This is a genomic window from Neisseria sp. P0022.S010 (assembly GCF_051956635.1).
The window spans coordinates 1-8,857 of record NZ_JBQCXF010000105.1 but is presented as its reverse complement, the minus strand read 5'-3'; the positions used below and the strand labels follow the sequence as shown (position 1 = coordinate 8,857).

Sequence of the window (8,857 nt, the reverse complement as noted above, 5' to 3'; positions counted from 1 at the left end):
GGAGATTAATTATGTCAATCGCTTCAGAATTTAAAGAATTTATTATGCGTGGCAACGTGATCGACCTCGCAGTCGGTATGGTTGTCGGTACAGCATTCAGCGGCATCGTCAAATCATTGGTTGACGACGTAATCATGCCCCCTATCGGCCTGTTGATCGGCGGCGTTGATTTCTCCAACCTGTTCATTACGTTGAAAGACGGCGCACAAGCCGCTCCTGCAGAAGGTTACGCCAACCTGGCAGCCGCCCAAGCAGCCGGTGCCGTTACCCTGAACATCGGTCTGTTCATCAACACCGTGATCAGCTTCCTGATCATCGCCGCTGCCATCTTCTGCGTGGTTAAAGCCATCAACTCTGTGAAAAAAACCGAAGCTCCTGCTGAAGAAGCACCGGCAGAGCCTAGCGAAGAAGTTCTGTTGTTGCGCGAAATCCGTGATTCTCTGAACAAAAAATAATCACAATACCCAAACATACACACAAACTAAGGCCGTCTGAAACCATTTCAGACGGCCTTTTCTAACTCCATCGCTCTGACATAGTTGGCTGTTTAAGAAAAACTACAAGCAGCTATCCTTCATTTATTTATAGAAACCTTGCTTACGACCTCATTATTTTTACCCAATAGATAAAGGAAATTATCATTTACCTCTAATTTACCAAGATAAACGCCATAATCCATTTCATGAGCAGGACAGGTTTTAATCAAATGACGAATACTCTTGTCTTTATTTTCAATATTCCAAAACAAGTCAACTTTATCGATCTGATGTTCCACTTGAATGGAAAAAGTGGTGGATTGAATCTTTTTCTTTTTCCATACCCAACTATTTTCATAATGGTTTCTTTCTATTTCATTCACTACATCCCCAAGTAAGCAGAATGGAATAGAAAGCTTATGAAACACACGGTTTGCCCCTTCAACTAAAGCAGCCAAGAGCATCTTTTTCTTATCAACAGGATCTAAAGCTTCATAGGTACAAAAATCAAATGGAACCTGAACAGTATAGACACCAAGTAAGTTTATGATACAAGGATTGCAGACCTTATCCATGCATTCTATGATGATTTTCCAACAATCCTTAGTTGGAACAGGCTTGAAGAGTCGCTCCAACATAGATGTCATACACTTCGATTCATATACAAACGCTTTTCTATGGCATTTCCAATTTTGATTGTAGTCCTCTATCCTGGCCTCCTCGTATCTTAATGAAGCTGAGTCCATCAACTCCTCGATCCTTTGGCGATTTTCCACATAAGGTCTATCTAATTCAAAATATCTTAACTTCATATTCATACTTCCATGATCTTATTTTTTATACAGGACCAACCCTATGTAAAGGCTAAGTCTTTCAAGGTAGCAATGATTCTGAGCTCTACATATCGAGAACTCCAACTTCTTGATGCTTCATACTTCTCACCCTCCTCAAAAGAAATTTCCTTTTCTTAACTATTCCCTATAGTCGTAGCACTTCTCCTGTAAAAAAGCCCAATGCGTTCAACATCGGGCTTTTAACTGGAAAACCAATCTTAGTCTTTGCGTGTTTCCACCAAAATCATTTCGACTGCTACGTCTTCCACTTCTACTTTAGGCACATCCGAACGGCGTGTTTTGGCAACCGGTTCGGGTTGCGGCTGCGCGGCAAAAGCGGCAACGGCTTGCGGATCGGTTTCAACGAAAATCAAATCGCCCAAACCTTCCGGCAAAACAGCGGCAACAGGCACTTTTTCAGCTACGGCCTCAGTTTGCGTTGTCACAGTTTCAGTTGCCGCTTCAACCGGTTCTGCGACTTCTGCAACGGCAGTTTCATTCGGAGACAATACCGCGGAAATGGCTTCTTTGACGTTGCTGACCGCAGAAGCCAACAGGGTTTGCTCGGCATCGGCGCTTTCGGTTTGCGCGACGGCAGGCTCGTCTTCGCTTTCAATGGCAAATACGAATGGCTCTGCGCTGGCAACTTCAGGCTCGGATACCACAATCACCAGTGGCTCGGCATGATCATCTTCCTGCGGCAAAGGCACATTTTCAGTTTCGGCGGTTTCGTTCAAACCCAAAACATGCACCACGGCAAAGAGGACTTTGTCGGCGGTATCGGTAATGTTCAGGTATTGCTCGATTTTTGCCGAAGACGGAATATTGCGTTTTTTGCTGTTTGAACGGCGGTCGTTACGGTTGTTGCGCTGACGGTTGTTGCGGTCGCGTCCTTGACGGCCGTTGTTTTTCACACCCTCTTCGCTGCGGGCGTTGTCGTCCGCTTCCGCTTGTGCTTGTTCGCCATCGGCTTGAACGTTTGCGTCCTCAACATGGCTTTCCGCATATTGGTTACGGTTGCGCTCGTTGCGGCCGTTGTTGCGGCGGCGTTTATTGCCGTTTTGTTCCGCTTGGTTTTCAGACGGCATCTCAGCCAGTGCGGCCACTTCTTGAACGTTTACGTCTTCAACCGTTTCCTCAACACGGTTGAGCTCGTTGTTACGCTCATCGCGGCGGTTGTTGCGGTTGCGGCCGCGGCGGCTTTCTTTACGCTCGTCGTTGCGGCTTTCGTTTGATTTGCTTTCTTCAAACTTACTGTCGGCGGCTTCGGCACCTACTTCGCGCACTTCAACTTTGCTGCCGTCGTGTTTGTTGTTGCGGCGCGGATTTTGACGGCGGCTGTTTGAACGGCGGTTGCTGTTTTGGCTGCGGTTGGTTGTAGTACGTTTTTCGGCAGGCTCTTGAGCGACTGCCGCAGGTGCAGGCTCGCCGCCGAAAATGCGTTTCAACCAGGCTTTGAAGCTGTCCCACCAAGAGGCTTTTTTCTCAGGGGCGACAGTCGGCGCAGGCTGGGTATGGCGCACGCCTTTGACGGCAGGCTCAGGACGGGCCGCTTTGGCTTTTTCGCTGCCGAAAGGTTTGGCAGATTCGTCTTCTTCAGGCTCGGCAACGCGTTTGTAGCTCGGTTCGCCGTCTTCTTCTACGTCATCAATGCGGATGCGGTTGATTTCGTAGTGCGGATTTTCCAAGTGGATGTTTGGAATCAGGACGACGTTTACATCCAAGCGCTCTTCCATCGCAAACAGCTCGGCGCGTTTTTCGTTCAACAGGAAGGTGGCAACATCGACAGGCACTTGTGCGTGTACTTCGCCGGTGTTGTCTTTCATTGCTTCTTCTTGAATGATGCGCAAAACGTGCAGGGCGGTGGATTCGATGCCGCGGATGACGCCGGTACCGGCACAGCGCGGACACGCAACATGGCTGCTTTCGCCCAGAGCCGGTTTCAAACGTTGACGGCTCAATTCCAAAAGGCCGAAACGCGAAAGTTTGCCCATTTGCACGCGTGCGCGGTCTTTTTTGAGCGCGTCGCGCAGGACGTTTTCAACATCGCGTTGGTGTTTTGGATTTTCCATGTCGATGAAGTCGATCACGACCAAACCGCCCAAGTCGCGCAAACGCATTTGGCGGGCGACTTCTTCAGCGGCTTCCATGTTGGTTTTGAACGCGGTGTCTTCGATGTCCGAGCCGCGGGTGGCGCGGGCGGAGTTGACGTCGATGGAAACCAGGGCTTCGGTGTGGTCGATCACAATCGCGCCGCCTGAAGGCAGACTGACACTGCGGGCGAACGCGCTTTCGATTTGGTGTTCGATTTGGAAACGGGAGAACAGCGGCGTGTGGTCTTGATAGAGTTTCAGACGGCCTACATTGCTCGGCATGACGTAGCTCATGAACTCGGCAACTTGGTCGTAAACTTCTTGATTATCCACCAGAATCTCGCCGATGTCGGGACGGAAATAGTCGCGAATCGCACGAATCAGCAGCGAGCTTTCCATAAAGAGCAGGTAAGGGTCATGGTGTGCTTTTCCTGCTTCTTCAATGGCCTGCCAAAGCTGTTTGAGGTAGTTCAAATCCCATTCCAACTCTTCCGCGCTGCGGCCGATGCCGGCGGTGCGGGCAATGATGCTCATGCCGTTCGGAATGTCGAGTTCGGCCATGGCGGCTTTCAACTCTTGACGCTCTTCGCCTTCGATACGGCGGGATACGCCGCCGCCGCGCGGATTGTTGGGCATCAATACCAGATAGCGGCCGGCCAAGCTGATGAAGGTAGTCAGTGCCGCGCCTTTGTTGCCGCGCTCGTCTTTTTCGACTTGGACGATGACTTCCATGCCCTCTTTGAGCACGTCTTGAATACGCGCCCTGCCGCCTTCGTAGTCGCGGAAATACGAACGCGACACTTCCTTAAACGGCAAAAAGCCGTGGCGGTCGGTTCCGTAATCGACGAAACACGCTTCCAGCGACGGCTCGATGCGGGTAATGATACCTTTGTAGATATTGCCTTTACGCTGTTCTTTACCCAGCGTTTCGATGTCCAAGTCCAAAAGGTTTTGGCCATCGACAATGGCAACGCGCAGCTCTTCGGCCTGCGTTGCGTTGAATAACATTCTTTTCATAGTCACCTCGTGAACAGCGGCCGTTTGATTTGTGAATATCTTTTTCAGACGGCCTGTCTGTCCGGTTGGCACTCTGCAAAGGCAAGATGGGGGAACCCCTGTGTAACCAGTTTTTGATTTGAAATCCGCAAGGTTGCATGCTTGAACTCAAGCCATGTGCGGACGGATTCGGATAAAGAAGGAAATAAAGAACAATGCGGCGGAAAGGTTGATGGTTCCGCTGCCGTCCGAATGCTGATGTTTCGGACAAAATGAAGGCAGCCTACATCTTCTTATTATCGTAGCGCCGGTAATTTCGGACGGTGCTGCGCGGACTGCGTCTTACGCCCGGCCGGACGGCAGGTTCAATTCAAACTTAATTACGGGATTGCGTTTGCCGGCTTTGAACAAACACAAGGAAATGCTTTGCGGAGTGCGTTTTTAATATAAAATCTCGTTTTAACAATAAATCCGTTTCAGACGGCCTGCAACGGCAGGTTCGGGTCCCGAAACGGACGTTTGGGATTATAGAGAAAATGCACGCAATACGCAAAGATTCAGTCAGCCTGATTGCCGTTGCCGAACACGAGGAAGGCCAACGCCTTGATAACTATCTGATAAAAATCCTCAAAGGCGTCCCGAAAAGCCATATCCACCGCATTATCCGCGCCGGCGAAGTGCGGCTGAACAAAAAACGCTGCAAACCCGACAACCGCATTCAGGCAGGCGATACCGTCCGCATTCCACCAATACGCATCGCCGAAAAACAAAGGCCGTCTGAAAGCCAGGCCGCGCCTGCGCGCGAATTTGACATCATTTACGAAGACGATGCGCTGTTGGTCATCAACAAACCTTCCGGCGTTGCCGTCCACGGCGGCAGCGGCGTGAGTTTCGGCGTCATCGAACAAATCCGCCGCGCCCGTCCCGAAGCGCGTTATCTCGAACTCGTCCACCGCCTCGACAAAGACACCAGCGGCCTTTTGATGATTGCCAAAAAGCGCAGCGCCTTAGTGAAGCTGCACGAAGCCATCCGCAACGACCATCCGAAAAAAATCTATCTCGCACTGGGTGTCGGCAGGCTGCCGAACGACCGCTTCCACGTCAAGCTCCCCCTGTTCAAATACACCGGCGCACAAGGCGAAAAAATGGTGCGCGTCAGCGAAGACGGCCAATCCGCCCACACCATCTTCCGCGTGTTAAACCGTTTTTCAGACGGCCTTTTGCACCAAGTCGGCCTATCCGACCTGACCTTTGTTGAAGCCACCCTGAAAACCGGCCGCACCCACCAAATCCGCGTCCACCTGCAATCGCAAGACTGCCCCATTGCCGGTGACGAACGCTACGGCGACTATCAAGCCAACAAACGCCTGCAGAAACTCGGTTTAAAAAGAATGTTCCTGCACGCTTCCGAGCTGCACCTCGCCCATCCGCTGACCGGCGAAAAACTAATCCTGAAAGCCCCCCTGCCGCAAGAATTGGCGCAATTCGTTGTAATGTTGGAAAATCAGGAAAAGGCCGTCTGAAAGGAAACCCATGAAACCCAAACTCATCATTTTCGACTGGGACGGCACGCTTGCCGACACCACCAACCCCATCATCCACACCTTCCAACAAAGCTTTGCCGATTGCGGCCTACCCGTTCCCGAAGCCGACCAAATCCGCCCGCTCATCGGATACAGCCTCTCCGGCATCATCCGCCGCCTTGCCCACAACGTCAGCGAACACGTTCAGGAAACCCTGATTGAGACCTATGCCGCGCACTACCTCAATCCCAACAACCGCAACATGACCCTGTTCCCCGAAGCCCTGCCCTGCCTGCAACGCTTGAAGCAACAAGGCTATTGGCTTGCTGTAGCGACCGGCAAAGGCCGCAGCGGACTGGATAGGTCCATCAAGCAAACCGGCACCCAAGCCTTCTGGCTGGAAACCGCCTGCGCTAGCGAATATCCGTCCAAACCCGCGCCCGATATGGTACTCGCCCTCTGCGACCGACTGGGGGTTGAGCCGGAAAAGGCCGTCGTCGTCGGCGACACCACCCACGACCTAGAAATGGCCGCCAACGCCAAAATCCGCGCCATCGCAGTCACCACCGGCGCACATACTGCCAAACAGCTTTCCGCCCTGCCCCATGTTGCCATGCTCAACAGCTTGACCGAATTGCCTGATGTATTGGAAACCTTATAAATGACGGCGTGCGTCAACTGACAAAGATTTAGATAACTAACAGATTGGACTTGAAATGAAAAAATTGCTTTTTATACTGCTAGGACTAGCAAGCATTAATACTTATGGATATGACGTGACCAGAGGTGCATTGCAAAACAATTCGGCATTGTGTGGGTATGGCTACAATCCCAATTGTGGTTCGTCTGGTCATCACCAACAGAGACGGCCTACGGAAATTGTTAACATCGATGTTCCTTCAAGATACGGTGCCTGGGCAACCAACATAAAGACAGGTGATTCAGGTGGTGCAATTGACATGGAATCGCTTGAAGCTGCTAAAGCACAAGCTATTAAGACATGTGAACGAGGAGGGCGTAATGCGCCATGTAAAGTATACGCTTGGGTTCGAAATAGTTGTATTGCTGTTGCCCAAGGAAAGTCTGGTAAAAAATGGGCTGCCTTTCCAGGTACAGGAGACCCTGGTCTTGCGGAGGCCGATGCCTTAAGGAAATGCCAAGAGTCTGGCAGCTCTCAATGCTCTATTTTTGCAAACGAAGGTTGCTCAATGCCTAGATTCTAAATAGACCAAAGGCCGTCTGAAACGTAAACAACATAAATAAGCATTTCCCAGGAACACCCATGGCACTCCAATTTGAAATCAACGCCGTTACCCCCTTCCGTCAAAACTGCACGCTGATTTGGGATGACGAAACCAAAGAAGCCGTGTTGACCGATGTCGGCGGCGACGTACCCTATTTATTGCAACAAGTCCAAAATAAAGGCCTCAAGCTGACCGCCATTTGGCTGACCCACGGCCATCTTGACCACGCAGGCGGCGTGGTTGAGCTTTTGAAAACCTGCGACGTACCTGTTCTCGGCCCGCACAAAGACGACGAATTCCTGCTCCAAGCCCTTCCGCAAACAACGGCGCAATACGGTTTCCCCGTCTCTCCGTCATTCACGCCGACACGCTGGCTGGAAGAAGGGGAAACGCTCAAGGTCGGCAACCACAGCTTCCAAGTCCTCCACATTCCCGGCCACACTCCCGGACAAGTCGTTTTTTACAACGCCGAAAACGGGCTTTTAGTCGCAGGCGATGTTTTGTTTTATGAGACCGTTGGTCGCACAGATTTTCCGCGCGGCAATCATGATGACCTCATAAACAATATCTGCGCTAAACTATTAACCCTGCCCGAAACCACGCAAGTTATCGCCGGACACGGCCGCATGACCAGCATCGGGCATGAGAAAAGATACAATCCGTTTCTGGTTCGTTAATATGAATGTTGTATAAAGCCAACATTCCGGCATACACAAATTATGCGCATCAAGGAAAACTGGCATACAATTTGCAGGGATAACACCCGAAAGATTAAGTACCTAATCTCCGGCAAATGCCAAAAAGAACTAAAGCACAAAGATAACAAGGTATTACGCAATACAACCTGATTTATCGAAAACCGGACATCTCCAAACCCCAAGCCTTACTCGCAGTGAAATTGTTACAAAGTGACAATAAATGTCAGTCAGGCCGTCTGAACGGTTCTGCCGACTCAGGCGGATACAACGGAGATGAGGCGCAATGCCCTGCCGGAATGTGCCGATGTTCTACTTGTCAAACCGTCGGGTACATCTTTAAGAAGCACAACATTATTTGGGTAAACCGGCAAACTCGCTGCCGGCACTAACAGGCCGTCTGAAAAGTTCGGCTGGTAAAATCAATAAAAGGATTATCAAATGAAAAAAATCGCAAAAGTGGGCTTTGCCCTGCTGGCTACCGGCCTGCTGGCCGCCTGTGCTACTAAGAGCAAAATCACTCCTGAAGGCACTACCGACGAGCCTCGCTTCCCTAAACCTTACTCCCTGACCTTCAACAAAGACCGCGGTACATTCCCGACTTTTGACGAGCTGGATCAAATGCGTCCCGGCCTGACCAAAGACGACATCTACAAAATCCTCGGCCGTCCTCACTACGACGAAGGCATGGTCGGCGTGCGTGAATGGGACTACCTGTTCCACTTCTACACCCCGGGCGTAGGCGTTGACCCTGAAAACACTTCCGGCGTTGAAGGCATCACTACTTGCCAATACAAAGTCATCTTCGACAAAGACAAATTTGCACGCAGCTTCTTCTGGAATCCAGTATTCCCTAAAGATGCTGTATGTCCTCCTCCAGCACCTACACCTAAACAAGAGCCTCAAGTGATCATCCGCGAGATCATTAAAGAAGCTCCTAAACGCATCCGTCAATAAGGACAAATTTGAAACGGATCCTATTGGGTATAGCCTTGGC

At 50.7% G+C, this 8,857-nt stretch carries 8 protein-coding genes; 6 read left to right on the top strand and 2 right to left on the bottom strand.

Annotation, left to right across the window (positions count from 1 at the left end; genetic code table 11):
• The first annotated feature begins 11 nt into the window (after window positions 1–11).
• Window positions 12–455 (top strand): large conductance mechanosensitive channel protein MscL, encoded by a 444-nt coding sequence (gene mscL / locus ACTHUT_RS10335; protein ID WP_440385960.1) that lies wholly within the window; start codon window positions 12–14, stop codon window positions 453–455.
• 119 nt (window positions 456–574) lie between these two features.
• Here mscL and ACTHUT_RS10330 read toward each other — a convergent pair whose 3' ends face one another.
• Both ACTHUT_RS10330 and ACTHUT_RS10325 read right to left on the bottom strand, forming a co-directional pair.
• The gene (locus ACTHUT_RS10330) at window positions 575–1,294 is read right to left on the bottom strand and encodes a hypothetical protein (protein WP_314512747.1); all 720 of its coding nucleotides are present in this window, start codon (window positions 1,292–1,294) and stop codon (window positions 575–577) included.
• Between the two features lie 233 nt (window positions 1,295–1,527).
• The gene (locus ACTHUT_RS10325; RefSeq protein WP_440385959.1) at window positions 1,528–4,419 is read right to left on the bottom strand and encodes an Rne/Rng family ribonuclease; all 2,892 of its coding nucleotides are present in this window, start codon (window positions 4,417–4,419) and stop codon (window positions 1,528–1,530) included.
• 515 nt (window positions 4,420–4,934) lie between these two features.
• Between ACTHUT_RS10325 and ACTHUT_RS10320 the strand changes: the two genes are divergently transcribed.
• The 5 genes from ACTHUT_RS10320 to ACTHUT_RS10300 all read left to right on the top strand — a co-directional run bounded on the left by ACTHUT_RS10320 (window position 4,935) and on the right by ACTHUT_RS10300 (window position 8,817).
• A complete protein-coding gene (locus ACTHUT_RS10320) occupies window positions 4,935–5,921 on the top strand; it encodes an RluA family pseudouridine synthase (protein ID WP_440385958.1) in 987 nt (328 codons plus the stop codon).
• A 10-nt stretch (window positions 5,922–5,931) separates the two neighbouring features.
• Complete coding sequence (locus ACTHUT_RS10315; RefSeq protein ID WP_440385957.1) at window positions 5,932–6,582, top strand: HAD-IA family hydrolase; 651 nt, start codon at window positions 5,932–5,934, stop codon at window positions 6,580–6,582.
• A 55-nt stretch (window positions 6,583–6,637) separates the two neighbouring features.
• Window positions 6,638–7,144 (top strand): DUF4189 domain-containing protein, encoded by a 507-nt coding sequence (locus tag ACTHUT_RS10310; protein ID WP_440385956.1) that lies wholly within the window; start codon window positions 6,638–6,640, stop codon window positions 7,142–7,144.
• Window positions 7,145–7,203: 59 nt separating this feature from the next.
• Window positions 7,204–7,842: an MBL fold metallo-hydrolase gene (locus ACTHUT_RS10305; protein WP_004519037.1), complete on the top strand. Its 639-nt coding sequence runs from the start codon at window positions 7,204–7,206 to the stop codon at window positions 7,840–7,842.
• 459 nt (window positions 7,843–8,301) lie between these two features.
• Window positions 8,302–8,817, top strand: a complete 516-nt coding sequence (locus tag ACTHUT_RS10300; protein ID WP_295696831.1) for an outer membrane protein assembly factor BamE — start codon at window positions 8,302–8,304, stop codon at window positions 8,815–8,817.
• Window positions 8,818–8,857: the final 40 nt, after the last annotated feature.

Excerpts from the sequence above, each read along its gene's own strand:
- ACTHUT_RS10315 (WP_440385957.1), top strand. The coding sequence starts at position 5,932 with ATGAAACCCAAACTCATCATTTTCGACTGGGACGGCACGCTTGCCGAC.
- ACTHUT_RS10310 (WP_440385956.1), top strand. The coding sequence starts at position 6,638 with ATGAAAAAATTGCTTTTTATACTGCTAGGACTAGCAAGCATTAATACT.
- mscL (WP_440385960.1), top strand. The coding sequence starts at position 12 with ATGTCAATCGCTTCAGAATTTAAAGAATTTATTATGCGTGGCAACGTG.
- ACTHUT_RS10325 (WP_440385959.1), bottom strand. The coding sequence starts at position 4,419 with ATGAAAAGAATGTTATTCAACGCAACGCAGGCCGAAGAGCTGCGCGTT.
- ACTHUT_RS10320 (WP_440385958.1), top strand. The coding sequence starts at position 4,935 with ATGCACGCAATACGCAAAGATTCAGTCAGCCTGATTGCCGTTGCCGAA.
- ACTHUT_RS10300 (WP_295696831.1), top strand. The coding sequence starts at position 8,302 with ATGAAAAAAATCGCAAAAGTGGGCTTTGCCCTGCTGGCTACCGGCCTG.
- ACTHUT_RS10330 (WP_314512747.1), bottom strand. The coding sequence starts at position 1,294 with ATGAATATGAAGTTAAGATATTTTGAATTAGATAGACCTTATGTGGAA.
- ACTHUT_RS10305 (WP_004519037.1), top strand. The coding sequence starts at position 7,204 with ATGGCACTCCAATTTGAAATCAACGCCGTTACCCCCTTCCGTCAAAAC.